Source organism: Flavobacterium granuli (assembly GCF_900129705.1).
Classification (GTDB): domain Bacteria; phylum Bacteroidota; class Bacteroidia; order Flavobacteriales; family Flavobacteriaceae; genus Flavobacterium; species Flavobacterium granuli.
Window position 1 is genome coordinate 30,063 of sequence record NZ_FQWO01000006.1, and the last position, 25,740, is coordinate 55,802.

Below are 25,740 nucleotides of genomic sequence, written 5' to 3' on the forward strand. Positions count from 1 at the left end.
TCCTTTGGAGGCAACATTTAATTTTTAATTAAGTCTCCACAAATCTTCGAATTGATAAAAATTTTCTACTTTTGAGACCATGTAAAAGTATAAAATCCTAGTCGGTTTATTACAGTACAAAGTAATAAAAACTATTCATTTTTTAAGTTAGAAAAATACAAAATGTTTCTCGAAAATACAGTAAATCACAAAGAGCAATTTGGCTGGATAGAAGTCATTTGCGGTTCGATGTTTTCGGGTAAAACCGAAGAATTAATCCGACGACTGAAAAGAGCCCAGTTTGCCAAGCAAAAAGTGGAAATTTTCAAGCCAGAAATTGATACCCGTTATCACGATGATATGGTGGTGTCGCATGATGCCAATGAAATTCGTTCTACGGCAGTTCCTGCGGCGGCTAATATTGCCATTTTGGCCCAAGGTTGTGATGTGGTTGGGATTGACGAGGCACAGTTTTTTGACGATGAGATTATAAGAGTTTGCAACGATCTGGCCAATCAGGGAATTCGCGTAATTGTGGCGGGATTGGATATGGACTTCAAAGGAAATCCTTTCGGTCCCATGCCTGCATTGATGGCCACTGCCGAATATGTGACCAAGGTCCACGCCGTGTGCACGCGCACCGGAAATTTGGCCAATTATAGTTTTAGAAAAACCGACAATGATAAACTCGTCATGCTGGGTGAAACCGAAGAATACGAGCCATTGAGTCGTGCCGCTTTTTATCATGCGATGCGAAAAGATCAGGAGGGAAAGAAGTAATTCATAAAATGAAATATAAAAAAAGGAAAGACATTGTTTTTCCTTTTTTTATAAAAGCTAAAAAACCATTAAGAGATTTAGAAAATTAAGTCAAAACTTAATGAATCTCAATCTCTTAATGGTTGTAAAAATTTTGACAAAGACGTAAAACTATATCTTCTTTCTCATTCTCGCCACAGGAATATCCAGTTGTTCTCTGTATTTAGCAATGGTTCTTCTGGCAATAGGATAGCCTTTTTCTTTTAGCAGTTCAGCTAGTTGATCGTCAGGAAGTGGTTTTTTCTTGTCTTCGTCTTCTATGATGTTTTGAAGAATTTTCTTGATTTCCAACGTAGAGACATCTTCGCCTTGATCGTTTTTCATTGCTTCCGAAAAGAATTCTTTTATCAATTTCGTTCCATAAGGTGTTTCCACATATTTACTGTTGGCCACTCGGGAAACCGTAGAAATATCCAGTCCAACAAGATCGGCTATGTCTTTCAGGATCATCGGTTTCAACTTGGTTTCGTCGCCGTCTAAAAAGTATTCTTCCTGATAATGCATAATGGCATTCATGGTTACAAAAAGTGTTTCCTGACGTTGACGTATTGCGTCGATAAACCATTTTGCCGAATCCAGTTTTTGCTTTATAAACTGTACAGCGTCTTTTTGTGCTGAAGATTTGTCTTTAGAATCCTTATAGGTTTGCATCATTTCCTGATAGTCTTTAGAGACATGCAGCGAAGGCGCATTCCTTCCGTTCAAAGTTAATTCCAGTTCGCCGTCAACAATTCGAATGGCAAAATCGGGAACCACATTTTCAGTTACTTTATTGTTTCCGCTAAAAGCGCCACCTGGTTTTGGATTGAGTTTTTCGATTTCATGAATCGCTTTTTTAAGCTGTTCATTCGAAATATTATATTTTTGAATGAGTTTGTCGTAATGCTTTTTTGTGAAAGCATCAAACTGATTTTCGATAATATCGGTTGCCAATGCTACAGATTCAGTAGGCGTTTTGTGTTTCAATTGCAGCAACAAACATTCCTGTAAATCGCGTGCGCCCACACCCGAAGGTTCCAGTTCGTGGATAACATGGAGCATTCTTTCTACCGTAGCTTCATCAGTATAGATTGCTTGGGTAAAAGCCATGTCGTCAACTATGTCTGGAATGCTTCTGCGGATGTAACCCATGTCATCAATACTTCCTACCAGGAATTCGGCGATATCACGCTCTGCATCGCTAAGGATAAAGGTATTTAATTGATTGATTAAATCCTGATGAAAACTGATAGGAGCTGCTAGCGGAGATTCATGATTTTCGTCATCATCGCTGTAATTGTTGGCTTGTGTTTTGTAATCAGGCGTATCATCACTACTTAAATACTCGTCAATATTGATGTCATCGGCTTCAATTCGATCTGATTCGGCATCATCATAATCATCGTAATCTTCGTTCTCAAACTCGTCTTTTTCGTAATCATCTTCTTCTTTTCCTGCTTCTAGAGCCGGATTTTCATTCATCTCTTCAATCAAACGCTGTTCAAAGGCTTGCGTGGGCAATTGAATTAACTTCATCAGCTGAATTTGCTGCGGAGATAATTTCTGGGATAATTTTAAATTTAAGAATTGCTTTAGCATTTATGTTTTTTGTTGTTTTAGTTTAATGTTTCAAGTTTCAGGCTGCAGAATATTAGGCAACCTGAAACTTAAAACCTGAAACAATTTTTTAAAATTCAGCACTTCCCGGGGTTCTTGGGAAAGGAATTACGTCACGGATGTTTGTCATTCCGGTTACGAAAAGAACCAATCTTTCGAATCCAAGTCCGAAACCGGAGTGAACGGCGCTACCGAATCTTCGGGTATCTAAATACCACCATAATTCTTCTTCGTCAATTCCCAGAGTTTTCATTTTTTCGACCAAGACGTCAAAACGTTCCTCTCTTTGAGAACCGCCCACAATTTCTCCAATTCCGGGGAAAAGGATATCCATGGCACGAACTGTTTTTCCGTCTTCGTTCAAACGCATATAGAATGCTTTGATATTAGCTGGATAATCAAACAGGATTACCGGACATTTAAAATGTTTTTCTACTAAATAACGCTCGTGCTCTGATTGTAAATCAGCGCCCCATTCGTTAATGATATAGTTGAATTTTTTCTTTTTATTTGGCGTTGAATTTCTTAAAATGTCAATTGCTTCGGTATAAGAAACGCGCTTAAAGTTGTTTTCTAAGACGAAGTTTAATTTCTCCAATAAAGCCATTTCGCTTCTTTCAGCCTGTGGTTTTGATTTTTCTTCTTCCAATAATCTTCCTTCCAGGAATTTCAAATCGTCCTGACATTTCTCCATCGTGTATTTAATCACGTATTGGATAAAATCTTCGGCCAAGTCCATGTTGTCGTTCAAATCGTTGAAAGCTACTTCCGGCTCAATCATCCAAAATTCAGCCAAGTGACGCGAAGTATTGGAGTTTTCAGCTCTAAAAGTGGGTCCAAAAGTATAAATCTGACCCAAAGCCATTGCAAAAGTTTCTCCTTCTAATTGTCCCGAAACCGTTAAGTTAGTCTCTTTTCCAAAGAAATCTTCTTTGTAATCTACCTTTCCGTCTTCGGTTCTTGGCGTGTTGTCAAATGGCAAAGCGGTAACTTTAAACATTTCACCCGCACCTTCGGCATCCGATCCGGTAATGATTGGCGTATTTACATACACAAAACCTTTTTGTTGAAAATAACTATGCACTGCATAAGACAAAACCGAGCGTACTCTCATGATGGCGCCAAAAGCGTTGGTACGCACGCGCAAATGCGCATTTTCACGCAAGAATTCCAAGGAGTGTTTCTTTGGTTGCATCGGGAATTTCTCCGCATCTGAGTCGCCAAGGATTTCCAGTTTTGTAACCTGAATCTCAAATTTTTGTCCGGCACCTTTGCTTTCAACCAAGTTTCCTGTTACCGAAACCGCAGCCCCCGTTGTGATTCTTTTTAGCGTTTCATCGGCGGTGTTTTCAAAATCGACAACACATTGTATATTATTGATGGTAGAACCATCGTTTAAAGCGATAAATTGATTGTTTCTAAAAGTGCGCACCCATCCTTTTGCATTTACTTCATGAAGCGTCGTGGTACTGTTCAGTAAGTCTTTAACCCTTGTATGTCTCATTTTTATTTTAGATTTTTTGCGATTCCATTTGCAATAGCAATAGGTATCAAGTAATACTAAATGCAAATATAATTGATTTGAAGTTATTTTTCAGAAGCTAATTCCCGCTATTCGCTATATCTTTTACTTTTTAAAGGAAAAAGTAAAAGGATGCCGCTGCTATCGGGGCTAGAGAATAGTGGAATTAGGATTTTTTAAAGAAAATCTATCTTAAACAATAAGAGCTATCTTATTTGTAAGATTATTTCATTATTTTTATAATGCTTTAAAATTAATAAGTAAATGAAAAAAAATAAAATTTTCTTTATAATACTAATTGTATTTGCTTTTCAATTAATTCATAGTCAAAATCCAACTGCTTATGAGTTTCAATGGCAGAAGGAGCCAAATCCAGAGTTAATTTTAGATAAAGATTATTTTTTACTTGGAACTTTGTCAGACTATTTAGGTAGGGAGAAAACGTATAAAAATGATGATTTTGTTGATAATTATTACAAAGGAGGAACTTCATTAATGTCATATATTATGAAAATTTATAGTGATGAATCCCCTGAATTTGTTGTTGAAAAAAATCAATATCCATATAATAGTGTACAAGATATATTAAGATCAAAAAAAATATCTAAAAAGATGAATTCTTTTTATGATTTTAAGCATGAGGGAGGATTTAAGTATTTTTTAGATCCTAAAGACAAAGAATGGAGGAAAAAGCAGGATGATTATTATAAAAGTACTGAGCCAAAAGATACTGTTTATGTTGGAACAATGAAGGCTAATTTGTTTAAAACCAACGTACAAAAAATTTCATTTATCATTGGAGCTTATTCTCGTTATGGAGAGCAAAAAGAAACTAGGTATTGCATTAGTTTGTATAATTCAGTTAGTAAATATGAATATTGTATTGCAATATTAAAACAATTAAAATGCACGAATATAGAAAAGAAAATAACAGATAATAATATTCCAACCAATAAACTAGTCTATTTCAAACCGAGTCGTGAATTAAAAAAATATCTGGACGCATATAAATTTTTAAGATTATGATGAGTAACCATATCCGTCGGCAAAATATTTAACCATTTACAATTTCGAAAAAAGAAAGGTTTTATAACGCTTAAGCATTTTTTATGAGATTCCTCCTTCGTCGGAAGGACAAGTTAACGGATAAGATTCGTATAAATAGTTGTCTAAAGAGTTTAGTTTGCACAATTCCCTAGCCCCGATTGAAACGAAAATCCTTTTTATCTCGTTTTTTAACGAGATAAAAAGATTGAAGTGTAAAGCGGGAAAAAGCTCCTGAAAATATTAATTCTTTTTTCGTTCTAATTCGTCAACTTCTTCGTCGGAATGTTCTAAGATATCTATTGTTGGCTCGATAAACTCCTGCTGATTCGCCAGTGTTTTGTTTAATGTCAGTACCAATGAAGGTAATAAAACAAGATTGGATAGCATACCAAAACATAAAGTTATGGAAACCAGCCCTCCAAGCGCGACCGTTCCGCCAAAGCTGGACAGCATAAATACAGAGAAGCCAAAGAACAATACAATTGAGGTATAGAACATACTGATGCCCGAATCTTCAAACGTGGCAAAAACGGCTTTTTTTATTTTCCAGTTGTTTCTTCCAAGTTCCAATCGGTATTGTGCCAAGAAGCGTAGGGTGTCGTCTACGGACATTCCGAATGCGATACCGAAAACCAATAAGGTAGACGGTTTTAACGGAATTCCCAAAAAGCCCATCAGACCTGCCGTCATCAATAATGGCAATAAATTTGGGATGATAGATACCAATACCATTTTGAAGGAACGGAACATAATTGCCACCAGACCGCCGGTTAGGGCAAAAGCAAAAAGCAATGAGGATAATAAATTGTCAAGCAGGTATTTTGTCCCTTTTTGGAACACCGATGCCTTTCCGGTAATAATCACTTCGTATTTTGGGGAAGGGAAAATCTTATCGACTTTTGCGCGAATCTGGGATTCGATGGCCTCCATTTTTTCGCCGTTTTCATCTTTGATAAAAGCAGTCATTCGGGCGATACTTCCGTCATCGGTGATATAGCTTTTCAGTTGATTGTCTTTTGTGTTTTTGAGCGAATTTTTAATATAAGGAAGTAGGAATGCTTCTTCCTGTGAAGAAGGCAATTCGTAAAACTCAGGATTTCCATTATAATAGGCTTGTTTGAAACTTTTGGCTACATTAACAATCGACAGCGGTTTAGAAAGTTCGGGGATTTCAGTGATCGTTTCCTGCAATTCTTCCATTCTTTTCAGATTGGTAAGTTTCATTGCTCCGTTTGGCTTTTTGGTATTAATCATTATTTCGAGAGGCATTACCCCGTCGAATTCTTTTTCGAAGAAACGGATGTCGTCAAAGAATTCGGTTTTTTTAGGCATGTCTTCTATAAGGCTTCCTGAGATTTTAATTTCATAGATGCCTATAATTCCGAAAACCAATAAAATGACTGAAGTTACATAAACCGAAAAACGTCTGTATTTTACTGTATTGATAATCCAGTTGAAAAAAGAAGTCAGTGATTTGCGCTCCAAATGGTTAAGGTGTCTCGGTATTGGAGGCGGGAAATAACTGAAAAATATTGGGATGATCAATAAACTTAAGGTGTAAATTGCAAGAATGTTGATGGTGGTAACCACCCCAAATTCTTCAAGCAGTGCATTGTTTGTGATGATAAAAGTTGCAAAACCCACGGCAGTGGTAAGATTGGTCATCAGGGTAGCTGTACCGGTTTTGGTAATCACACGTTGCAGTGCTTTGGCTTTGTTGGCGTGTTTATGGTATTCCTGATGGTATTTGTTGATAAAGAAAATACAATTCGGGATTCCTATCACAATGACCAATGTAGGTACCAAGGCGGTAAGCACCGTTATTTCATAACCCATTCCGCCCATGATCCCGAAAGACCACATTACTCCGATAATCACAATAAGCAGAGAAGTAAGAGTCGCTCTGAACGAACGGAAAAAGTAAAAGAAAATAAGTGAGGTTACTAATAAAGCGGCGCCTATAAACAGACCAATTTCATCTGTAATGGTTTTGGCATTAAGTGTTCGGATATAGGGCATGCCTGAGACATGTGGCTTAATACCTGTTTCCTTGTAAAATTTATCTATTTCAGGAATAAATTTGTGAAGGACATAGTCTTTACGGGCTTTGGTATTGACAATTTTTTTATCCAGATAAATGGCTGAACGAACCGCTTCTGTTTTTTTATTAAAAAGTAAACCATCATAAAAAGGAAGTTTGTTGAAAAAATCCGATTTCAGTTGGCTTAAGTAAGCAGCGTCATTTACTTTTTCAGCATTTACGAAAGGTTTTAATTCAAAGGCCTGCAGTGAGTCATTTTTGACTAGCTGTTGAAGATTGTCTACTGAAATGACCAGACTTACTTCTTTGTCGCTTTTGATTTTTTCCATAAGTGTACTCCAGGCTTTGAAAACTTTTGGAGTAAATAACTTAGGGTCTTTGGTCGCGATTACGATCAGATTTCCTTCTTCGCCGAAGTTTTTAAGAAAATGATCGTAGTCAACATTTACCTTGTCATCCGCGGGAATAAGATTGGCTTCGGTTTGGGTAAATTTTACGTTTTTCCATTGTAAGGCTAATAAAATTGTTATAAAAACAATTCCGCACAAAATAATTATTCTATTTCTCAGGATTAATCGGGCTATCAATTCCCAAAATCCTAAACTAAACCACTTGATCATAAGTCATATTTAACGGTTGCAAAGGTAATTAAAACGGCTATGAATCATGAAATTTATAGTCTTTTTTATTTTGTAAGTCTAAGTAATACGAAGTTTTTGTATTTTACAATAAGATAATTTTTTGAGTTATAAATTATATATTTTATTTTCTCATCTTTGCTTATCGGAGTTGAGGATTTCATTTTAAAAACAAGTATGAAGAATTATAAAAACGCATTATTTTATTTTGGTGTTACGGGCGGTTTTACGGCATTAATTTATTGGATTATTGAACAGGGAAAACATTTAGAAGCCCGTGAAGTAATTGGGACTCCAGAGTCTGGAAAAGCGTCTTGGGATGATTTTATAATGTCAATGATGCATAATTTTCAGGATCCTCTGGCTATTCTTTTGGTACAGATTATTACGATTATCCTGGTGGCCCGTTTTTGTGGTTGGATCTTTAAAAAAATTGGTCAACCTTCTGTAATTGGCGAAATCATAGCGGGAATTATTCTTGGACCTTCGTTGTTGGGGATGTATTTTCCGGATTTTTCGGCCGCTTTATTTCCGGTGGAATCCTTAGGGAATCTTAAGTTTTTGAGTCAAATAGGACTGATACTTTTCATGTTTGTCATAGGGATGGAACTGGATTTGAAAGTATTGAAAAACAAAGCCAATGAAGCGGTTGTGATCAGTCATGCCAGTATTGTTATTCCATTTGCATTAGGAATCGGGCTGGCTTATTTTGTTTACAATAGGTTTGCTCCCGAAGGTGTAAAATTTCTTTCCTTTAGTTTGTTTATGGGAATTGCCATGAGCATCACCGCCTTTCCTGTTTTGGCACGAATTGTTCAGGAAAGAGGCATTCATAAAACCAGATTGGGCGCTATTGTCATCACTTGTGCCGCCGCCGATGATATCACGGCTTGGTGTTTGTTGGCTGTTGTAATTGCAATCGTAAAAGCAGGGACTTTTGTGAGTTCATTATACATTATAGGTTTAGCAATGATTTATGTTGTTGTGATGCTTTTTATAGTCAAACCTTTCCTGAAGAGGATAGGAGATTTGTATGGTTCAAAAGATGCTATAGTCAAACCGGTAGTAGCGATTTTTTTTCTGATACTTATCCTTTCTTCTTATGCTACCGAAGTGATAGGAATTCACGCCTTATTTGGCGCTTTTATGACCGGTGCCATTATGCCGGACATAGCTAAATTTAGAACCATATTCATTGAAAAAGTGGAGGATGTTGCGGTTATTCTTTTATTGCCGTTGTTTTTTGTTTTCACAGGTTTGAAAACAGAAATAGGCCTTATTAACGATCCCTATCTTTGGAAAGTGACTGGTTTCATTATTCTGGTAGCTGTTGTAGGTAAATTTTTGGGAAGCGCGCTTGCGGCCAAATTTGTCGGGCAAAACTGGCGTGACAGTTTGACCATTGGTGCTTTGATGAATACCAGGGGATTAATGGAATTAATTGTCTTAAACATTGGATTAGAGCTTAAAGTCCTGACTCCCGAAGTTTTTACGATGATGGTAATTATGGCCTTAGTAACCACATTTATGACCGGTCCGGCTTTGGATTTGATCAATTATATCTTTAAAACCAAGGATAGTACTGAAATTGTAGAATTGACCAAGCATAAAAAATATCGAATATTAATTTCGTTTGGCAATAACGAGAAAGGGAAGTCGCTTTTGCGATTGGCTCATAGTTTAATGAAAAAACAAAAAGAACAGTCGACCATCACGGTCATGCATTTGTCATTGAGCGATGAGATGAATCCTTATAATATAGAAGACAAGGAAAAAAGTAGTTTTATTCCTATCGTTAAAGAATCAAAAATTTTAAATCAAGAAATCACTACGATATTCAAAGCGACCACTGACATAGAAACAGAAATTGCCGATGTTGCAAATCAGGGGGATTATGACTTGTTGTTAGTAGGCTTGGGAAAATCAATTTTTGAAGGAACAATCCTGGGGAAAGTAATTGGTTTTACAACAAGAATCATTAATCCGGATCGATTGATTGATAAATTTACCGGAAAAGAAGGGCTTTTTGAAAATTCTCCATTTGATGAACGAACAAGACAGATTATTTCTAAAACCAAGATGCCAATAGGGATTTTGATTGACAAAGAATTGCAGGAAGTAAATCAGGTTTTTATTCCTATTTTCAGTCCGGAAGATTCCTTTTTGATTGATTATGCGCAGAAATTAATTTACAACAACAACTCTAAAATAGTGATTTTGGATGTAAATGGACACATCAATACTAATTTTGTTATGGGAAGCGCCATAGCCTCTTTAGAACAAAAATATCCTAATAATATAGGTTTAATTGATGATCAAATCATCAAAAAAGATTTTTTGGACGAACAGGACTTGATGTTAATTAGTCTGGAAAGCTGGAAAGTACTGGTAGATTCGCGCAGCATTTGGTTAAGTGAAGTTCCATCGGTTTTAATTCTTAAACATTAATTATGAATTGGATTTTATTAATAATAGGCGGTCTGTTTGAAGTAGGTTTTGCTTCTTGTTTGGGCAAAGCCAAAGAAACCAGCGGAATGGTTTCTACTTATTGGATGTTGGGGTTTTTAGTTTGCCTTAGCATAAGCATGCTGCTGCTTTACAAAGCGACGCAGGAATTGCCTATTGGCACGGCTTACGCGGTTTGGACCGGAATTGGCGCTGTGGGAACGGTATTGGTGGGCATATTTATATTTAAGGAGCCGGCCACTTTTTGGAGGATTTTCTTTATCACTACCTTAATTGCGTCTATTATAGGGTTGAAGTTTGTGTCGAGCCATTAAATGTTATAGTCCGAGATTAAAAACAAAACTCAGTTTGATGGCAATATTGTCCTCAAACTTGGGTAGGCCGTTGGGACCGTATCTATAAAAAGCGGTCAATCCCAGGCCGTTCAAAATTTGGTTGAGTTCGATTCCGGATTCAAAAAAGCCTTCATTCAAGGTTTTGTAATCCAAGCCCAAATGCTGTTCGGGTTTTTGTAAATTTCCCCATGCCATTCTGGAAACCAAGACCAAGGATGGCTTTACTTTCGAGAAAAGCGCAACTCGCTTGAAGCCGTGTTTGAACTGGAAATAAACAAATTCGCTGGAGAAAAACTCATTGAAATACATGGTTTCAAAGCTGTTTCTACCTGCAAAAGTGATTCTTTGTATAATGGTTTCTTTCGTGATATTATTAGGCGAGGTGTTGTACAAATGGGTCAGCGGAACATCGCCTAAGGCATATCCGGCTTCGAGAAGTAAATTGGTTTTTTGACCGTTCAAGTATTTCTTTTCAAATTCAGTTTTAAAGTCAATTTTGCTGAATTCAAAATCATTGGAGGCTATTTTTGGCAAGGATTGGGTAAATTGAAAAGTAAATTTCGGAAAACGTTTATCGACTTCAATTCTACCACTTGGAGTTTGCATATAATCACTAAAAGGATTCCATTGCAACGAAACCATCGCTGCGGTTATTACATAATTAGTGTATAAAGTGCCGTCATGATTAAAAGTATAATTGAATTTAGGCTCGATAGCTGAATGAGAAAGTTCCCATTTGCTTTCGGTTTTGGGGATGATTTTGGTTTCTAAAAAGGTTTTCCAGCTCACATAATTGTAAAAAGTGCTTATGTTTATTGGCCTTGGATCATAGAGTTTGAACGGTCTTTTTTCAATGGAATATAAGGTGCTCGCAATCTCCCGAACATCGTCAGTATACGAAGCGCCAATCCATGAATTAGAAAACTGACCCACACGGGCAGCTATGCCCAGATTGTATTTGAATTCTCCGTCTTTTGTTCCATAAGCAGCGTATCCGTCAATCCTATATGTTTTGGAGAATCTTTCATTTGTGGTTCCGCCAATCCCGAGTCTGAAACCTTCATAATTATTATAGCGGAATATTCTGCGTAAATCCAGGTCTACAGCACCCATTGGAATATAGCCGTTGACCACCTTTCTGCCAAAACGGATTCTGCTTTCAATTCGTTTTTTGATAACGATGCTGTCCAAAGCCAAATAGGTTTTTTGGCTTCGAATGTCTAGGCTGTCTTTTCTGTAAGCGTTCCAAAAACTTTCGGGTTGGTCAATGGCATCGTCTTTAATTTCGATCGAAATGCTGCTTTTTTTAATTTCGACGGGCACATTGTAATGGAAGTCGAAGTTATTGGTTTCAGAAAGGAGGTAAGCATAATCAGTAGCTGTTTTTTTTCGGACTTTGAAATCTTTTTCGACGTCGCCGTCAAATTGTATCGTACCGCCAAGGATTTTGATGTCATCATCATTTTTTCCTTTGATGATTTTAAATGTCTTGCGTATCGGGAACCAAATATTTTCTGCGTCAATGTACTGGAAGTCATGAATTCCGCTGATGTCCAGCACTCCTTTTATGCGCATGATGGCTTTGGAAATGGCATAGCTGTTTTGGTCGATGTATAGAACGCCTTCTAGGCCAGATGCTTTTCTTTTCTTTTTGTTCTTGAAATAAACCATGTAGGAGTTTCTACCATCGATGGAAACGGTATCCAATAATTTGTAGTTGTAATCCTTAAAAGCGTCTTTTGCGAGAGGGCTGTTGTATTTGGTTTCAAAGAGTTCGTAGCTGGAGTCGTAAATGGAGAAGGATTGTAAATTGAAACCAAGGATTTCGTAAATAGGTTGTTTAAAACCGGCCATTTTTGTCCCTAAAATAGTTTCCTTCAATTTATGATCGGCGTATTGATATTGAGATACTTTTTCCGTTTGAAATAAGTGCTGTTTGTTTATGATTTCCTTAAACTTATAAGCCGAAGAATCAATTTTAGAGAATACTTTTCCTATGGATTTCTCTACAAAAACAGAATCTATTTTTCCGGAAATGGAGTCAGGATTAGCGGTAACGATGAGTTTATTATAAGATTTGAAATCAAAACTTTTTAGTCTGTTTTGCGGATTATTGTTGTTTTTGCTCTCAATTGTCTTCTTTATTATTGCAAGAGCGGGGTTTTCATGTGGAATTAGAACTTCGTTTAAATCATTCCTTTTGGGTAAAAGGAAAACGGTATAATAATTTTTATTTTGTTCCATAACAACCTTGACGGTTGTAAAACCAAGATAGGAAATTCGGAGATTTGATATGGCTATTTTTGAAAAAACGGTAAATTTTCCGTCCACATCAGTAACGGTATTGGATCCGTCATTCGAAATAATTGTGGCAAAAGGGAGCGGTTTATGGGTTACGGCTTCTTTGACAATTCCATTGATTTGAAATTGTGCCTGAAGCGAAAGCGTAAATAATAAGAGCAACAGCCAAAAATGCTTCATAGATACCGTTTTATTACAAAACGATTACAATTTCGTTTTGTTGCCGCAAAAATAAGAATAAAAAAATCCGTCTGCTTATTTAAGCGAGACGGATTTTTGATGTTATAGGTCAAAAGTTACACCTTCATGATTTCGGCTTCTTTTACTGCAAGAAGTTCGTCAATTTTTTTGATGAAACTATTGGTTAGGTTTTGAACTTCCTCTTCGGCACTTTTACAAATGTCTTCTGAGGTTCCTTCTTTTTCTAATTTTTTAATATCAGTATTGGCATCTTTACGGGAATTTCTAATTCCTATTTTAGCGTCTTCTGCTTCCGCTTTTGCTTGTTTGGCCAATTCGCGTCTTCGGTCTTCTGTCAAAGGCGGAACACTGATGATGATCAAATCACCATTGTTCATTGGGTTAAAACCAATATTGGCAATCATAATCGCTTTTTCGATGGTTTGCAACATGTTTTTTTCGAAAGGTTGCAAAGTAATTGTTCTTGCATCAGGAACGCTGATTTTGGCTACTTGAGAAAGTGGTGTAGATGAACCGTAATAGTCAACAAAAACGCTTCCTAACATGGCAGGTGATGCTTTTCCGGCACGAATATTTAAGAATTCTTTTTCTAAGTGAGCAATAGAACCTGACATAGATTCTTTAGTACTATCTAATATAAATTCAATTTCTTCAGTCATAGTCTTTTTATTTAGTGTTCAGTAATCACTGTTCAGTTATCAGTGCAAACTGACAACTGAACACTGTTAACTATATATTTACTTCGGTTCCTATGTTTTCTCCTTCACAGATTTTCAAAAGGTTACCTTCTTTATTCATGTCAAAAATTACAATCGGTAATTTGTTTTCTTGACTCAAGGTGAAAGCGGTAGTATCCATTACATTCAGGCCTTTTTTAAGCACGTCTTCAAACGAAATGGAATCAAATTTCAACGCAGAAGCATTTTTCTCAGGATCAGAATCGTAAACGCCATCCACTCGGGTTCCTTTCAGGATTACATCGGCATGGATTTCAACTCCGCGCAAAACAGCTGCTGTATCGGTAGTGAAATAGGGGTTTCCGGTTCCGGCTCCAAAAATTACAATCCTTCCTTTTTCAAGATGACGAACGGCTCTTCTTTTAATATAAGGTTCGGCAATGGCTTCTATTTTTAATGCGGTTTGTAATCGGGTCAGCATTCCTTTGTCTTCTAAGGCGCCTTGCAAAGCCATTCCATTGATAACTGTGGCCAGCATTCCCATATAGTCTCCCTGCACTCTGTCCATTCCATTACTTGCCCCTGCAACTCCTCTAAAGATATTTCCTCCACCTATAACAATAGCGATTTCCACCCCTTTGTCGTGAATCTTTTTAATTTCTTCGGCATATTCGGCTAATCTTACAGGATCAATACCATATTGTCTCTCACCCATCAAGGCTTCACCGCTTAATTTTAGAAGAATTCTTTTATATTTCATGTCTATGTTGAGTTGTTTGGTGCAAATATAGGCATATTCTTTTTTTTTGAAATAGTGTCGCTCAAAATTTATAGATTTTGTTTTTCATAAGTGTTTTTGGCCGCTTGATAGCCAAGGTTGAAAATAGAATCCATCTTGAGTTTGTTAGTTTCAAATGTGCTAAAAACACTTAATTCTTTGGGTTCGATAATCCAGTCGCAGATGTTGAATTTTTGGCTGTTTGAGTTTTCAGAAAGAATATCAAATGCTCTGGTGGTAACGGCTCTAATCGAATTTAAATCTTTGGCTTCAATCTTTTGAATCGGACTGACATAAATACCTATTATGGTTTCGCAACGTCCCTGTAAGATATCGGTTGGAAAATGATTCAAAATCCCTCCGTCGCTATAATGATTTCCTTTTATCTCAAATGGAGATATAATTCCCGGAAAAGCCGAAGAAGAAATAAGGGCATCAATGATTTTGGTTTCCGGTTCGAATATTTTTAATTTTCCTCTTATCATATCTGTTGCCGTGATTTGGGTGGGGATTTTTAAATCTCCAATAACGGCATCTTCAAAAACGTTTTTAAAATAGTCTATAAAAGAGGAGGAATCGATTAAGCCCGCTTTTTTGAAAGTGAGGTGTTTCCAATGAAAAAGGTATATGGACTTAAAAAACTCCAGGATTTCCTCCGGCGATTTCCCCCAAGCATACATCGCTCCCACGATAGATCCGGCACTTGTACCTGCAATTCGATTGGGGCGAATGTTTTTTTCTTCTAAGAATTTAATGGCACCCGCATGGGCCAAACCTTTTGTTCCACCGCCTGAAAGCGCTAAACCAATCGATTTTGTTTTCAGATTCATCTTTGTTTTTCTTTTTTATAAAATTACAGTTTTTGTTTCTCTCAAAGTGATTTTTGTCATGTTTTAAATTAGTATTTTGTTCTAACTTTACATAAATAATTAAAAACTATGAAAGCCTCTATTGCTAAAGCCTTGTTTAAGAGTTATTCCTATCCGGAATACCGAAAAATAGTTACTGATTTGTTGCTTGAAGAAAAATCTACGGGGAACGAACAGTCTGAAGAACTTACTAATTACAGTCACTTGAACGAGACTCGAATGAATCGTTTGGAAAAAACATTGAAAGTATCAGACGAAGTAAGTCAGAAACTAAAATCTTTGAGAAAAGACTATCTGTGGTTAGTGATTTCTGAAGGCTGGTGTGGTGATGCTGCGCAATTATTGCCGGTTTTTAATAAAATGGCTGTTGCATCTGAGGGCAAAATTGAATTAAAAGTTGTGCTTAGAGATGAAAATCTAGAATTGATGGATTTGTTTTTGACAAATAAAGGCCGAGCCATTCCTAAATTAATTCTCATCAACAGAGCAACAGGCGGTGCTTTGGCTCATTGGGGACCAAGACCAAAAGGAGCTTCGGATTTAATACAGAATTATAAAAAAGAACATGGCGTTGTTGATGAAAAGGCTAAAACTGATTTGCAATTGTGGTACCTTCATGACAAAGGGATTTCTACCCAGAATGAATTATTGGATATGATGCTTGATATTGATACTGTTGATGATCATGAAAAGTGATTGGGTTTCTTATTTTAGGTAAAATATGTAATAGCACTGTTGGTATAAATAGCAACAGTGCTATTGTTTTTTTAGGGATTTAAAAGATTATTTGGATTTTAAATTCTCTTCGAAAAGCGTAACTTCTATGGCATTTTTCACGTCATAGTCGCCAATTTTAGTTCGGCGCAAAGCAGTCAGATGGGAACCGGATTGCATGGCTTTTCCAAAATCATACGCTAGGGAACGAATGTAGGTTCCTTTGCTGCAAACCACCCTGAAATCAATTTCTGGAAGCGCTATTCGGGTGATTTCAAATTCATGAATACTTGTTTTTCTGCTGGCTATTTCTACAGCAACACCAGCACGGGCATGTTCATAAAGACGAATGCCGTCTTTTTTAATGGCCGAGAAAACAGGTGGTTTTTGGTCAATTTCGCCCAAAAATTGATTCACCGTTTCGTGAATTAATACGTCATTTATATGTTCTGTTGGGAAAATTTGGTCCACTTCGGTTTCTAAATCATAAGAAGGTGTCGTAGCTCCTATGAAGAAAGTCCCGGTATATTCCTTGGCTTGTCCTTGAAGTTCAAAGATTCTTTTGGTGAATTTCCCCGTACAAATTAGCAATAAACCGGATGCTAACGGATCTAAAGTCCCGGCATGCCCAATCTTGAATTTCTTTGGAAGCCCCAGTTTGTTGATCAGCGCATATTTTATTTTGTTCACTGCCTGAAAAGAACTCCATTTTAAAGGCTTGTCAATCAGTAAAATTTGTCCGTTTAAATAGTCTTCGGGAGTTAGCAAGGGGATTTATTTTAGGTATGTGAAATAGATAAGTAAAAAAGAACCAACAATGATTCGATACCAACCCCAAGGTTTGAAGCCGTATTTTTTGATAATTTCAATAAAAAATTTAATGGCCAAAACCGCCACAATAAAGGCAATTACGTTTCCAATTAGAAACATTTTAATATTCTCATCGGATTTTAAGATGAGTTCATAGCCTTTCATTTGGGAGCTTTCATAGGTTTTTAAAAAAACCGAATAACAGGTTACCGCCAGCATGGTGGGAACCGCTAGGAAAAAAGAGAATTCGGCTGCGGCATGACGGCTTAGTCCTTGTTGCATTCCGCCAATGATGGATGCTGCTGATCTGCTTGTTCCGGGCATCATAGCCAGGCATTGCCAAAACCCAATGCTTACAGCTTTTTTTATCGTGATGTCTTCTTCTCGGTCAACAGTTGGATTTTGAAAATGACGGTCAATAAAAAGCAAGATGATTCCACCAAGGATTAATACAATAGCAATAGGAATCGGATTACCCAGAACGGCTTCGATTTTGTCATCGAATAGTTTTCCTAGTGCCAAAGCTGGAATGACCGCTGCGGCCAATTTAATATAGAAATTGAATTTAGAAAAGTCGAAAAACTTCTTCCAATAAAGAGCGACTACCGCCAAAATGGCTCCAAATTGAATGGAAACCTGAAAAAGTTTGACGAAATCATCTTCTTGGATACCAAAGTAAGAGCTGACAAATACCATGTGGCCAGTTGAGGAAACAGGAAGATATTCAGTCAATCCTTCGATAATTGCAATTAAAAACGCTTGTAATGTATTCATTTATGCTTTGTTGGGATTCTTTAGTATGGCATAAACAGTGATTCCAAAACCAATTAAAACGGTAGTGGGAGCCAAACGAATTCTTCTGAAACTGAAGATCGCATCGCTGTATACATTAGGATCATCACTTCCTCCTCCAGACATTAGAATAAATCCTAGAGCAATTACGCCAATCCCAATCAATAGAATTTTGTAATTTATTTTTCCGAAAAGGAATTCGTGTTTTGGGTTGTTGTTTTTCATTGATGCTGAATTATAATGTCTTTTTAAAATCCTAATTAATATAAATCGTCAGTTCTTAAGTTTAAGAATCGTTGAGTGGCAAAATGAGTGCTCAACCAAGTGATTAAAATTCCGATTCCAAAAACCGCCAGTAAAACCAAAAGAATCAATATTTTATCGTCAAGGATTCCCAGATCAGGGAAACTGGTTTCTACATAAATCAATAAACCAATCAATGCCAAGATGGCTAAACCGGATCCTATCATTCCTAATTTGATGCTGCGCATTACAAAAGGTTTTCTAATGAATGTTTTTGTAGCACCCACCATTTGCATGGTTTTAATGATGAAGCGGTTAGAATGAATAGACAAACGCAAGGAGCTGTTGATTAATAAAACGGCTATGAAAGTAAGGAATCCGCTGATGATTAAAATCCACATACTCACTTTCTTGATGTTGTCATTTACCAGATTTACTAATTGTTTGTCGTACACAATATCAGCGATCATAGGATTTGTTCGCAGTTGTTTTTCAATTTTTGCAATACTGTCTTTAACGACATAATCAGCTTTCAAGTGAATGTCGTAAGAATTTTGCAAAGGGTTTTCGCCCAGAAAGGTCATGAAATCCTCGCCTATGATATCCGTATGCTGTTTTGCGGCAGCTTCTTTGGAAACATACACATTCGACTTGGCATAAGGAGCAATTTTAAGTTGTTCTCCAAAAGCTTTTAGGATAGTGTCATTGGCCTCGTTCTTGAAAAAGACTGTCATGGCAATTTTTTCTTTAAAATCGTCAGCCAGTTTTTTCGAATTTATAATGAAAAGGCCTAATACGCCCAGTAAAAATAAAACCAAGAATACACTTAGTACCACCGAAAAATAAGAGGAAATTAACCTGCGTTTTTGAAACTTATCAAATGAAGAACTCATAGTTTATTTTAATTATGGGGTAAAAATAATAAAGAATTTCTTTATTTAAAGTTAATAACGCTCAAAGTTTTGACTTTCGTACAATAAACGTAAATTTGCCGCTTGATAATTCATTGTCGGAAAACCGATACGGCTTTGTCACTTTGCAACTTTGAACCTAATGGGAGGCTGTAGTTTAGCACAAGCTGATTCCATAAAAAACATATTTTAAAGAGAATGAAATACAATCCGAACGAAGTAGAAGCCAAATGGCAAAAGTATTGGGCAGAAAATCAAACTTTTGCTGCATCAAATAATTCTGAAAAACCAAAGCACTATGTTTTGGACATGTTTCCTTATCCTTCCGGTGCGGGACTGCATGTAGGGCATCCGCTGGGTTACATTGCTTCGGATGTGTATGCAAGATACAAAAGACATCAAGGTTTTAATGTATTGCACCCAATGGGTTACGACAGTTTTGGCTTACCAGCGGAGCAATACGCCATCCAAACAGGACAGCGACCTGAAGATACGACTCGTGTAAATATTGATGGTGGATTTGATAAAGAAGGAAATGCCATTGCAGGATACAGAAAGCAATTGGATAAAATAGGATTTTCATTCGATTGGGCACGTGAAGTGCGAACTTCAAACCCGGATTATTACAAACACACCCAATGGATTTTTATCCAATTATTTAATTCTTGGTACAATAAAAACAGCGATAAGGCAGAGGATATTTCGACTTTAATTTCCATTTTCGAAAAAGAAGGAAATGCAACCGTAAATGCCGTTTGCGATGACAACATAGAAAATTTCTCGGCTGTTGAATGGAACGCTTTCGCAAAAGAGCAACAGGAGAAAATTTTGTTGCAATACCGTTTGACTTATTTAGCAGAGACCGAAGTGAATTGGTGTCCGGGATTAGGAACGGTTTTGGCCAATGACGAAATCGTAAACGGAGTTTCGGAGCGTGGGGGTTATGCAGTTATTCGAAAAAAAATGACCCAATGGAGCATGCGAATTTCGGCTTATGCGGAACGTTTGTTACTGGGTTTAAATGATATCGATTGGAGCGAAAGCATTAAGGAAAGTCAGAGAAACTGGATTGGAAAATCAGTAGGAGCGATGGTTTCTTTTAATGTCATTGCGAACGAAGTGAAGCAATCTCATGTTATTGATGTTTTCACAACGCGTCCTGATACTATTTTTGGTGTGACCTTCATGACTTTGGCGCCAGAACACGAATTGGTGGCTCAAATCACGACTGCTGAACAAAAAGCGGCTGTTGAAGCTTATATCGAAAAAACGGCAAAACGTTCCGAAAGAGAGCGTATGGCGGATGTAAAAACAATCTCGGGCGTATTTACCGGAGCGTATGCAGAACATCCCTTTACTAAAGAATCCATTCCGGTTTGGATTGGAGATTATGTTCTCGCAGGTTATGGAACAGGCGCGGTGATGGCAGTTCCTTGCGGAGATGAAAGAGATTATGCTTTTGCGAATTTCTTTAAAGGTCAAAACGGCATGCAGGAAATCAAAAATATTTTTGATAAAGATATTTCAGAAGCTGCTTTTGGAGCCAAAGAAGGTTTTCAACTAGTAGATTCTGATTTCCTAAATGGCATGAATTATAAGGAAGCGACCAAAAAAGTCATTGAAGAACTGGAAAAATTAAATCAAGGAAAAGGAAAGACGAATTACCGCTTGCGTGATGCTGTTTTCTCTCGTCAACGTTATTGGGGAGAACCCTTTCCGGTGTATTATGTGAATGGTTTGCCACAAATGATTGATGCGAAACATTTACCTATTATCTTACCCGAAGTAGAAAAATATTTACCAACCGAAGACGGTTTGCCACCTTTAGGAAATGCCGTAGTTTGGGCTTGGGACAGCGTAAATAACAAAGTGGTTGAAACAAGTTTGGTTGATAACACCACTATTTTTCCATTAGAATTGAACACCATGCCAGGTTGGGCAGGAAGTTCATTTTACTGGATGCGCTATATGGATCCGCATAACGAAAATGAATTTGCCAGCAAGGAAGCTTTGAAATATTGGGAAAGTGTGGATTTATACATTGGTGGAAATGAACATGCGACAGGTCACTTGTTGTATTCCCGTTTTTGGAATAAATTCTTAAAAGACAAAGGTTTTGCACCTACCGAAGAACCCTTCAAAAAACTGATCAATCAGGGAATGATCTTGGGAATGAGTGCGTTTGTCTATAGGTTAGAAGGAACGAATACTTTCATTTCTAAAAATAAAATCGAAGGACAAAACGTACAGCCTATTCATACAGATGTCAATTTCGTAAATGCATCGGATGAACTAGATATTGAAAAATTCAAGAACTTTAGAGAGGATTACAAAAATGCCGAATTCATTTTAGATGATAACGGCAAATACATTGTAGGTCGCGAAGTCGAGAAAATGTCGAAATCCAAATACAATGTGGTAACTCCGGATACAATTTGTGAAGAATACGGTGCAGATACCTTGCGTTTGTACGAAATGTTCTTAGGACCATTGGAACAAGCAAAACCTTGGAATACGGCAGGAATTTCGGGAGTATTTGGTTTCTTGAAAAAACTGTGTCGTTTGTATTTTGATGATAATGGTTTGATTGTTACTGATGAAGAACCAACAAAAGATAACCTGAAATCGCTGCACAAAACCATCAAGAAAGTGGCGGATGATATCGAGAATTTCTCTTTCAATACCTCTGTTTCACAATTTATGATTTGTGTGAATGAATTATCTGCTCAAGGCTGTCATTCAAGATCGATTTTGGAACCATTGGCAGTTGTTATTTCGCCTTATGCGCCACACATAGCCGAAGAATTGTGGAGTTTGTTAGGAAATTCAGGATCAATCGCTACGGTGCCTTTTCCGGTTTTTGAGCCAAAACATCTAGTAGAAAGCAGCAAGGAATATCCGGTTTCTTTCAATGGGAAAATGCGTTTTACCATCGAATTGCCTTTGGATTTAACCAAAGAGAAAATCGAGGAAATCATCATGAAAGACGAAAGAACAATAAAACAATTAGACGGTAGAACACCGAATAAAGTAATTATTGTTCCTGGAAAAATCATCAATTTGGTGGGTTAAAAATATAAAAACTACAATTTTTAAAAATCCAAATTCTGACATCTGTTGGGATTTGGATTTTTTATTGGCATTAATTTAACTAATGTCAAATTGGCATTTTTTAAATTTGGTGTACAATTTGATGATTCCTTTGTAACTTTATAAAAACTAAGAAATATGGGAATGGGTTATTTAATTCTTGCAGGAGCAATTATGCTTTTTAGCTGGTTAGTTAGTTCAAGGCTAAAAAGTAAATTTGAGCAATATTCTAAATTACATTTGCAAAACGGAATGTCAGGTGCTGAAATTGCCGAGAAAATGCTGGCTGATAATGGGATTCGCGATGTTCGAGTGATCTCTACGCCGGGACGATTAACGGATCATTACAATCCTATGGATAAGACGGTGAATCTGAGTGAGGCGGTTTACAATCAGCGCAATGCTGCGGCGGCGGCTGTTGCTGCTCACGAATGTGGTCATGCGGTTCAGCATGCCGTAGGTTATGAATGGCTTACGATGCGTTCTAAGTTGGTTCCTTTTGTCAATGTGGCCTCTAGTTATATGCAATGGATTTTACTAGGAGGAATTTTGATGCTAAAAACATTTCCGGGATTATTGTTGTTCGGGATTATATTGTTTGCTGCCACGACCTTGTTTTCGGTAATTACTTTACCGGTAGAGTATGATGCCAGTCATCGCGCCTTGGCATGGTTAGAGAATAAAAGAATGCTTACGCAACAAGAACAAGCGGGAGCAAAAGACGCCTTGAAATGGGCTGCCAGAACCTATGTGGTTGCTGCCTTAGGTTCTATTGCTACCTTATTATATTATGTTTCTATTTATATGGGAGGAAGAAGAGATTAAATCTTTGGGAAATTATAGCAAGAAACCGTCTCGTTAAGATAACGAGACGGTTTTTTTGTTTCCATTTTGTCATTTCGACGAAGGAGAAATCGCAGAAAGATTTTCGGATGATGTGGTTTCTTCTTCGTCGAAATGACAAAGTTCATAGAGGAGTCATAAAGGGATAAAATCTTTTTACAGTTGTATCTGCCTGTCGATTTGTTGGTCTAATGAGATGAAGGTTTCTGTTCTGGAAACGCCTTCTATGGCTTGGATTTTAGTATTCAATAATTGCATTAAATGCTCATTGTCTCTACAGATAATCTTGATTAATATCGACCAATTCCCGGTGGTATAATGGCATTCCAAGACTTCAGGGATTTTTCGTAATTCTTTTACTGCTTCGGGATTTCTGGCGGCTTTGTCAAGATAAACACCTACAAAAGCCATGGTGTTGTATCCCAGTATTTTATGGTTTACGACAAATTTAGAGCCCGAAATCACACCTGATTGTTCCAGTTTTCGCAATCGCTGATGAATAGCGGCTCCCGAGATTCCTATTTTATTGGCAATTTGCAGGATTGGTTTTCTGGCGTCTTCCATTAAAGATCTTAGGATTTCTTTGTCGATACCGTCAATTTCTACTGTCAGCGAGTTGATTTTCATGGTTTTATTTTTGAAACTAAAAACAATAGTTTGGTTGTAAATTTTAACCAAATTTAAATAAAAATCAACAGTTTATTGGTGGATTTATAATTTTAATTAAATTTAGCTATAAAAAAACCATCAGCAGAACTGATGGTTTTTTATGATTTAACTTGAAACAGAATTAAGGATTATTTTCCTTTATTGGCTTCATTGATGTATTTTTCTAACGCCATTGTCATCGAAGGAGTTTCTGGAGTTGGAGCAAGAATATCAATTCTTAATCCGTGATCTAAAGCTTCTTTTTGAGTTGAGCTTCCAAAAACAGCGATTCTGGTGTTGTTTTGTTTGAAATCCGGGAAATTTTTGAACAAAGATTTTATTCCCGTTGGGCTGAAAAACGCTAAAATATCATAATAAACGTCGGCCAAATCAGAAAGATCGCTCATCACTGTTTTGTAAAAGATCGCCTGAGTCCAGTCCACTTTTAATCCGTTAAGAGTAATTGGCGCATCTGCATTCAATTGATCTGAAGCGGGCAAAAGGAATTTTTCGTCTTTGTATTTTTTGATCAACGGTGATAAATCGGCAAAATCCTTAGCTCCAACGTAAATTTTACGTTTTCTGTACACCACATATTTTTGTAGGTAAAAAGCAACTGCTTCTGATTGACAAAAATACTTTAATCCTTCGGGAATTTTGAAGCGCATTTCATCAGCGACTCTGAAAAAATGATCTACCGCGTTTCTGCTCGTTAAAATAATTGCAGTATAATGATTAAGATCGATTTTTTGAAGTCTAATCTCTTTGGCATTAACTCCTTCTATGTGGATAAAAGGTCTGAAATCAATTTTAACTTTATGCTTTTGTTGGAGCTCAAAGTAAGGAGAATTTTCCACTTTAGGCTCGGGTTGTGACACCAAAATTGTTTTCACTTTCATATTTTAACTTTTCTAAGTGCTCCCTTTTGTGTACCAATAATACATAAAAAAATAAGGTGCTATTTCGAGAGTGCAAAGATATAAAATAAAATAAAACAACTTACTGAATATTAGTTTTTGATAGTTTTTTATTGAGATCAAATAAGCCAATATGTTGAAAACCAATATCATCAATATGATAATTAACGGAATATTTTTTGAGATGCTGTCGTGATAGAACAAAATAACATTGATTGGGAGTATAAAAAGCCCAATATAAGTTCGATAAGTGACTTTTTGTAAGTTAAATTGTTCAACAAATTCCTCAATGTTGAATGCGGTGGCAATTATTTTTTCGATCAGATATTTAGATAGAATAAAGAAAATTAGAAAGGTGACGATTTGGATATAAAGTATCCAATCTGTTTTGGAAGCATAACCAAAAAGACTCAACGAGAATTGAATAAAAAAGGCAAAAGAGATGACCTGAACAAGGAATAACGAAATGGTGAAACCGCTTTTCAGGTGGCTGCTGTCTCGGTATATTTTTGAATATTTATCGGAAAACAATAGATTTATAAAATCGCCAAATCGATTTTCATAAACAGACTTGGTTATGGCAATAATGGCAAACGACAGCACGAATAAAAGCGTGATCCAGTCTTTGTTTTCGGTTATTCTGGGATGAAGTACATGTTCAATCATAGCGAGGCAAAATTACTAATTTTTTGTGTCAATCTTTTATTATAATTTTATTATGAATCAAATGCTATAAAAAGGTTACTTTTGCGGTGAAATTTTTTAGAAATATGAACGATTGTATTGTTATAATTCCTACCTATAACGAAATTGAAAATATCGAAAGCATTATCAGATCAGTGCTTTCGCAACACAAACTCTTTCATGTGCTTATCATTGACGATAATTCTCCGGATCATACCGCAGCTAAGGTTCAGTTATTACAATCGGAATTTAGCGGAAGGTTATTTTTGGAAAAACGAGAGAAAAAGTCCGGTTTAGGAACCGCTTATGTTCATGGTTTTAAATGGGCATTAGAGAAAAAATACGATTATATTTTTGAAATGGACGCCGATTTTTCCCACAACCCTAATGATTTACAAAAACTGTACGATGCCTGTCATTTTGGTGATGCTGATTTGGCCATCGGATCGCGATATGTTACCGGTGTAAATGTGGTCAACTGGCCTTTAAGCCGAGTGTTGCTGTCTTATTTTGCGTCAGTCTATGTTCGTTTTATTACAGGAATGAAAATTCATGATGCAACCGCAGGTTTTGTTTGTTATAAAAGACAGGTTTTGGAAGAAATCAATTTGAATAAAATACGATTTGTGGGTTATGCTTTTCAAATTGAAATGAAATACCGAACCTATTGTAATAAATTTAGAATTGTGGAAGTTCCCATTATTTTTACCGATAGAACCAAAGGACAATCCAAAATGAGCAATTCAATTATTGTTGAAGCCGTTTTTGGGGTGATTTCTTTGAGATTGAAAAAATTAGTTAATATTTTATAATATAGAA

Annotated in this window: 22 protein-coding genes; 8 read left to right on the top strand and 14 right to left on the bottom strand. The window is 36.6% G+C overall.

What is annotated here, in order from left to right; genetic code table 11:
* Positions 1-162 precede the first annotated feature (162 nt).
* Positions 163-759 (top strand): thymidine kinase, encoded by a 597-nt coding sequence (locus BUB25_RS09420; protein WP_072943453.1) that lies wholly within the window; start codon positions 163-165, stop codon positions 757-759.
* Between the two features lie 150 nt (positions 760-909).
* Here BUB25_RS09420 and rpoN read toward each other — a convergent pair whose 3' ends face one another.
* Positions 910-2,376, bottom strand: a complete 1,467-nt coding sequence (rpoN, locus tag BUB25_RS09425) for an RNA polymerase factor sigma-54 (RefSeq protein WP_072943456.1) — start codon at positions 2,374-2,376, stop codon at positions 910-912.
* A gap of 88 nt (positions 2,377-2,464) precedes the next feature.
* The gene (gene asnS / locus BUB25_RS09430; RefSeq protein ID WP_072943469.1) at positions 2,465-3,898 is read right to left on the bottom strand and encodes an asparagine--tRNA ligase; all 1,434 of its coding nucleotides are present in this window, start codon (positions 3,896-3,898) and stop codon (positions 2,465-2,467) included.
* 282 nt (positions 3,899-4,180) lie between these two features.
* Here asnS and BUB25_RS09435 point away from each other — a divergent pair, with 282 nt between their 5' ends.
* Positions 4,181-4,942 carry a hypothetical protein gene (locus BUB25_RS09435; protein WP_072943472.1) on the top strand — a complete coding sequence of 254 codons (762 nt, stop codon included), beginning with the start codon at positions 4,181-4,183 and terminating at the stop codon, positions 4,940-4,942.
* A gap of 261 nt (positions 4,943-5,203) precedes the next feature.
* Here the strand turns inward: BUB25_RS09435 and BUB25_RS09440 are convergent, their stop codons facing one another.
* On the bottom strand, positions 5,204-7,624 hold the full coding sequence (locus BUB25_RS09440; protein WP_072943474.1) for an efflux RND transporter permease subunit: 2,421 nt from the start codon (positions 7,622-7,624) through the stop codon (positions 5,204-5,206).
* Positions 7,625-7,819: 195 nt separating this feature from the next.
* Here BUB25_RS09440 and BUB25_RS09445 point away from each other — a divergent pair, with 195 nt between their 5' ends.
* Both BUB25_RS09445 and BUB25_RS09450 read left to right on the top strand, forming a co-directional pair.
* Positions 7,820-10,090, top strand: a complete 2,271-nt coding sequence (locus BUB25_RS09445; protein ID WP_072943477.1) for a cation:proton antiporter — start codon at positions 7,820-7,822, stop codon at positions 10,088-10,090.
* Between the two features lie 2 nt (positions 10,091-10,092).
* On the top strand, positions 10,093-10,422 hold the full coding sequence (locus BUB25_RS09450; protein WP_072943479.1) for a DMT family transporter: 330 nt from the start codon (positions 10,093-10,095) through the stop codon (positions 10,420-10,422).
* 3 nt (positions 10,423-10,425) lie between these two features.
* Here BUB25_RS09450 and BUB25_RS09455 read toward each other — a convergent pair whose 3' ends face one another.
* From BUB25_RS09455 to BUB25_RS09470, 4 genes are all read right to left on the bottom strand, one after another.
* Positions 10,426-12,924 (bottom strand): DUF5686 family protein, encoded by a 2,499-nt coding sequence (locus BUB25_RS09455; RefSeq protein WP_072943481.1) that lies wholly within the window; start codon positions 12,922-12,924, stop codon positions 10,426-10,428.
* Positions 12,925-13,040: 116 nt separating this feature from the next.
* The gene (gene frr, locus BUB25_RS09460; RefSeq protein ID WP_072943484.1) at positions 13,041-13,604 is read right to left on the bottom strand and encodes a ribosome recycling factor; all 564 of its coding nucleotides are present in this window, start codon (positions 13,602-13,604) and stop codon (positions 13,041-13,043) included.
* 70 nt (positions 13,605-13,674) lie between these two features.
* Entirely contained in the window at positions 13,675-14,382 is a 708-nt protein-coding gene (pyrH, locus tag BUB25_RS09465; protein ID WP_072943486.1) for a UMP kinase, read from the bottom strand.
* Positions 14,383-14,450: 68 nt separating this feature from the next.
* The gene (locus BUB25_RS09470; protein WP_072943498.1) at positions 14,451-15,230 is read right to left on the bottom strand and encodes a patatin-like phospholipase family protein; all 780 of its coding nucleotides are present in this window, start codon (positions 15,228-15,230) and stop codon (positions 14,451-14,453) included.
* Between the two features lie 108 nt (positions 15,231-15,338).
* Here BUB25_RS09470 and BUB25_RS09475 point away from each other — a divergent pair, with 108 nt between their 5' ends.
* The gene (locus BUB25_RS09475; protein WP_072943500.1) at positions 15,339-15,965 is read left to right on the top strand and encodes a thioredoxin family protein; all 627 of its coding nucleotides are present in this window, start codon (positions 15,339-15,341) and stop codon (positions 15,963-15,965) included.
* Positions 15,966-16,052: 87 nt separating this feature from the next.
* Here the strand turns inward: BUB25_RS09475 and truB are convergent, their stop codons facing one another.
* Genes truB through BUB25_RS09495 form a run of 4 tightly spaced genes read right to left on the bottom strand, consistent with a single transcriptional unit; the run spans position 16,053 to position 18,721 of the window.
* Positions 16,053-16,751: a tRNA pseudouridine(55) synthase TruB gene (gene truB / locus BUB25_RS09480; RefSeq protein WP_106357435.1), complete on the bottom strand. Its 699-nt coding sequence runs from the start codon at positions 16,749-16,751 to the stop codon at positions 16,053-16,055.
* A 6-nt stretch (positions 16,752-16,757) separates the two neighbouring features.
* Complete coding sequence (locus BUB25_RS09485; protein WP_072943503.1) at positions 16,758-17,567, bottom strand: undecaprenyl-diphosphate phosphatase; 810 nt, start codon at positions 17,565-17,567, stop codon at positions 16,758-16,760.
* On the bottom strand, positions 17,568-17,810 hold the full coding sequence (locus BUB25_RS09490; protein WP_072943504.1) for a DUF3098 domain-containing protein: 243 nt from the start codon (positions 17,808-17,810) through the stop codon (positions 17,568-17,570). It abuts the gene before it with no gap.
* A 35-nt stretch (positions 17,811-17,845) separates the two neighbouring features.
* Complete coding sequence (locus tag BUB25_RS09495) at positions 17,846-18,721, bottom strand: cell division protein FtsX (protein ID WP_072943506.1); 876 nt, start codon at positions 18,719-18,721, stop codon at positions 17,846-17,848.
* Positions 18,722-18,937: 216 nt separating this feature from the next.
* Between BUB25_RS09495 and leuS the strand changes: the two genes are divergently transcribed.
* Both leuS and BUB25_RS09505 read left to right on the top strand, forming a co-directional pair.
* Positions 18,938-21,811 (top strand): leucine--tRNA ligase, encoded by a 2,874-nt coding sequence (gene leuS / locus BUB25_RS09500; protein WP_072943507.1) that lies wholly within the window; start codon positions 18,938-18,940, stop codon positions 21,809-21,811.
* Between the two features lie 156 nt (positions 21,812-21,967).
* Positions 21,968-22,654, top strand: coding sequence for a zinc metallopeptidase (locus BUB25_RS09505; RefSeq protein ID WP_106357438.1), 687 nt, complete (start codon positions 21,968-21,970; stop codon positions 22,652-22,654).
* A gap of 174 nt (positions 22,655-22,828) precedes the next feature.
* On the opposite strand, the gene BUB25_RS09510 is transcribed toward BUB25_RS09505, so the two are convergent.
* The 3 genes from BUB25_RS09510 to BUB25_RS09520 form a co-directional block, all read right to left on the bottom strand.
* Positions 22,829-23,299 carry an Lrp/AsnC family transcriptional regulator gene (locus BUB25_RS09510; RefSeq protein WP_072943833.1) on the bottom strand — a complete coding sequence of 157 codons (471 nt, stop codon included), beginning with the start codon at positions 23,297-23,299 and terminating at the stop codon, positions 22,829-22,831.
* Positions 23,300-23,469: 170 nt separating this feature from the next.
* Positions 23,470-24,219 (bottom strand): uroporphyrinogen-III synthase, encoded by a 750-nt coding sequence (locus tag BUB25_RS09515; protein ID WP_072943509.1) that lies wholly within the window; start codon positions 24,217-24,219, stop codon positions 23,470-23,472.
* A gap of 12 nt (positions 24,220-24,231) precedes the next feature.
* Positions 24,232-24,903, bottom strand: coding sequence for a DUF4271 domain-containing protein (locus BUB25_RS09520; protein WP_072943511.1), 672 nt, complete (start codon positions 24,901-24,903; stop codon positions 24,232-24,234).
* A gap of 104 nt (positions 24,904-25,007) precedes the next feature.
* Between BUB25_RS09520 and BUB25_RS09525 the strand changes: the two genes are divergently transcribed.
* Entirely contained in the window at positions 25,008-25,733 is a 726-nt protein-coding gene (locus BUB25_RS09525; protein WP_072943514.1) for a polyprenol monophosphomannose synthase, read from the top strand.
* Positions 25,734-25,740: the final 7 nt, after the last annotated feature.

What these genes read in the sequence shown, in the direction of transcription:
- BUB25_RS09525 (WP_072943514.1), top strand. Translation starts at nt 25,008, where the DNA reads ATGAACGATTGTATTGTTATAATTCCTACCTATAACGAAATTGAAAAT.
- pyrH (WP_072943486.1), bottom strand. Translation starts at nt 14,382, where the DNA reads ATGAAATATAAAAGAATTCTTCTAAAATTAAGCGGTGAAGCCTTGATG.
- BUB25_RS09450 (WP_072943479.1), top strand. Translation starts at nt 10,093, where the DNA reads ATGAATTGGATTTTATTAATAATAGGCGGTCTGTTTGAAGTAGGTTTT.
- BUB25_RS09470 (WP_072943498.1), bottom strand. Translation starts at nt 15,230, where the DNA reads ATGAATCTGAAAACAAAATCGATTGGTTTAGCGCTTTCAGGCGGTGGA.
- BUB25_RS09515 (WP_072943509.1), bottom strand. Translation starts at nt 24,219, where the DNA reads ATGAAAGTGAAAACAATTTTGGTGTCACAACCCGAGCCTAAAGTGGAA.
- BUB25_RS09495 (WP_072943506.1), bottom strand. Translation starts at nt 18,721, where the DNA reads ATGAGTTCTTCATTTGATAAGTTTCAAAAACGCAGGTTAATTTCCTCT.
- BUB25_RS09440 (WP_072943474.1), bottom strand. Translation starts at nt 7,624, where the DNA reads ATGATCAAGTGGTTTAGTTTAGGATTTTGGGAATTGATAGCCCGATTA.
- BUB25_RS09475 (WP_072943500.1), top strand. Translation starts at nt 15,339, where the DNA reads ATGAAAGCCTCTATTGCTAAAGCCTTGTTTAAGAGTTATTCCTATCCG.
- BUB25_RS09445 (WP_072943477.1), top strand. Translation starts at nt 7,820, where the DNA reads ATGAAGAATTATAAAAACGCATTATTTTATTTTGGTGTTACGGGCGGT.
- BUB25_RS09505 (WP_106357438.1), top strand. Translation starts at nt 21,968, where the DNA reads ATGGGAATGGGTTATTTAATTCTTGCAGGAGCAATTATGCTTTTTAGC.
- asnS (WP_072943469.1), bottom strand. Translation starts at nt 3,898, where the DNA reads ATGAGACATACAAGGGTTAAAGACTTACTGAACAGTACCACGACGCTT.
- BUB25_RS09485 (WP_072943503.1), bottom strand. Translation starts at nt 17,567, where the DNA reads ATGAATACATTACAAGCGTTTTTAATTGCAATTATCGAAGGATTGACT.
- BUB25_RS09520 (WP_072943511.1), bottom strand. Translation starts at nt 24,903, where the DNA reads ATGATTGAACATGTACTTCATCCCAGAATAACCGAAAACAAAGACTGG.
- BUB25_RS09455 (WP_072943481.1), bottom strand. Translation starts at nt 12,924, where the DNA reads ATGAAGCATTTTTGGCTGTTGCTCTTATTATTTACGCTTTCGCTTCAG.
- BUB25_RS09435 (WP_072943472.1), top strand. Translation starts at nt 4,181, where the DNA reads ATGAAAAAAAATAAAATTTTCTTTATAATACTAATTGTATTTGCTTTT.
- BUB25_RS09510 (WP_072943833.1), bottom strand. Translation starts at nt 23,299, where the DNA reads ATGAAAATCAACTCGCTGACAGTAGAAATTGACGGTATCGACAAAGAA.
- BUB25_RS09420 (WP_072943453.1), top strand. Translation starts at nt 163, where the DNA reads ATGTTTCTCGAAAATACAGTAAATCACAAAGAGCAATTTGGCTGGATA.
- BUB25_RS09490 (WP_072943504.1), bottom strand. Translation starts at nt 17,810, where the DNA reads ATGAAAAACAACAACCCAAAACACGAATTCCTTTTCGGAAAAATAAAT.
- rpoN (WP_072943456.1), bottom strand. Translation starts at nt 2,376, where the DNA reads ATGCTAAAGCAATTCTTAAATTTAAAATTATCCCAGAAATTATCTCCG.
- frr (WP_072943484.1), bottom strand. Translation starts at nt 13,604, where the DNA reads ATGACTGAAGAAATTGAATTTATATTAGATAGTACTAAAGAATCTATG.
- leuS (WP_072943507.1), top strand. Translation starts at nt 18,938, where the DNA reads ATGAAATACAATCCGAACGAAGTAGAAGCCAAATGGCAAAAGTATTGG.